This window comes from Vibrio sp. YT-18 (assembly GCF_033337345.1).
In the GTDB taxonomy this organism is placed as follows: Bacteria; Pseudomonadota; Gammaproteobacteria; order Enterobacterales; family Vibrionaceae; genus Vibrio; species Vibrio alginolyticus.
On record NZ_JAWOQO010000127.1, the window covers coordinates 1 to 1,323 of the forward strand.

The window sequence follows — 1,323 nt, forward strand, 5'->3', positions numbered from 1 at the left end:
CACCTATTACCATTTAGGCTTCTTCTATTACTTTATTCCACTGTATTTCGTGATTCCTCTATTCCAATGGATGGCACGTAATGTCGATGACAATGTCCTCTATACCTATCTGGCTTTTTGGATGTTCACGAGCACGTTATTCCTGTTCAAGATTGATGGGCCATGGAGTAACCAAATGTGGCTCTATATGGGCTATCTGCCTTTGGGTTATGTACTATTTCAAAAAGTGCCACTAAATCGTTCTATGGTGACGTTGTTCACTGGGTTTGGATTGGTGGCGTTAGCCGTGACATTTACCATGGTGGTGACCAACAGTTTGGAAGCGGAGAAATACACCGTGGGGCGTTGGTTGTCATACAAAACATTGAACGTGATTTTGGCGGCATCGATGATTTTTATGCTGTGTCGGTATTTTGGGGAAGGGTTGCCGAAGAACGTGCAGAAAGTGGTGAGTTTTATCAGCCAGCACAGCTTGGGCATTTACTTACTTCACCCAATCTTCTTATGGCCAATGAAAGAGTTTGGTTGGTATACCGGTCATCCGGCATGGGTGAGCCCTGTGTGGATTGTGTTAAGTGGGGCGGGAGCCTTGGCGATGAGTTATTTGTTCTCGAAATCAGCCAAGACTCGTTGGTTACTGCCGTAAGTTAGCGTTTGATTGCGAAATGTAGGAATTTGTCGCCGCAGTAGGTCAGGGTGCCTTTATCACCTGGATTAAGCGCGTGGTAATAGTGCACGCCAATTTGGAATTCTCGTTTCGGGCCGATTGGGCCACGTTGCACATAAATCCAATATTCTTGGTCGTCCTGTCCCGGCTGCGCATCCGGCACATCGATCGCTTGTTTGTCTAAAATCGTGACTTGAACACTTTGTTCTGGCGCATCTTCACCAACGTAATGTTTGCTGTAGAAACGAAAGAACACCCATGCGCCAAGAGCGATGAGGGCAAAAGTGGCCAAGATAAGTGAGATTGGCATGATAACCTCCAATGTTTCATTGGGCCCTATTCTACAGAACTCCCTGATTAAACTATGAGTTGAGATAAACTATTCGTGATCTAATAAAAGGGGTGTAGATTTTATTCGGCGGACTTCACAGTTTATATGCGTGCAAGGGCACAATTTGAAAGGAAAATTGCACTTAACGGCTCGAAAAAGCTCTAAATTTATAGAAGAATGAAATGACTAACGAAGGGAAGGTCAGTAAAGGAGGGTTACGATGTCAGATATTGAAAAAGTAGTCATGCGTACCCGAACGATCGAAAAGCTTTTGCGTACTCAATATCACGCAGAAGGGAAAGGGTTGCACCAACTTATCAGCAGT

General features: G+C 44.7%; 2 protein-coding genes and 1 pseudogene. 2 read left to right on the top strand and 1 reads right to left on the bottom strand.

The annotated features are described in order from the left end of the window. Positions 1-646: acyltransferase (locus R7M72_RS24855; RefSeq protein WP_318056432.1), on the top strand; the 646-nt coding region annotated here is incomplete at its 5' end. Between the two features lies 1 nt (position 647). Here the strand turns inward: R7M72_RS24855 and R7M72_RS24860 are convergent. Next, positions 648-977 (bottom strand): DUF2500 domain-containing protein, encoded by a 330-nt coding sequence (locus tag R7M72_RS24860; RefSeq protein WP_023583986.1) that lies wholly within the window; start codon positions 975-977, stop codon positions 648-650. A gap of 241 nt (positions 978-1,218) precedes the next feature. On the opposite strand from R7M72_RS24860, the pseudogene R7M72_RS24865 reads away from it, so the two are divergent. Continuing rightward, positions 1,219-1,323: pseudogene (locus tag R7M72_RS24865) on the top strand (DUF4145 domain-containing protein); the annotation flags it as partial.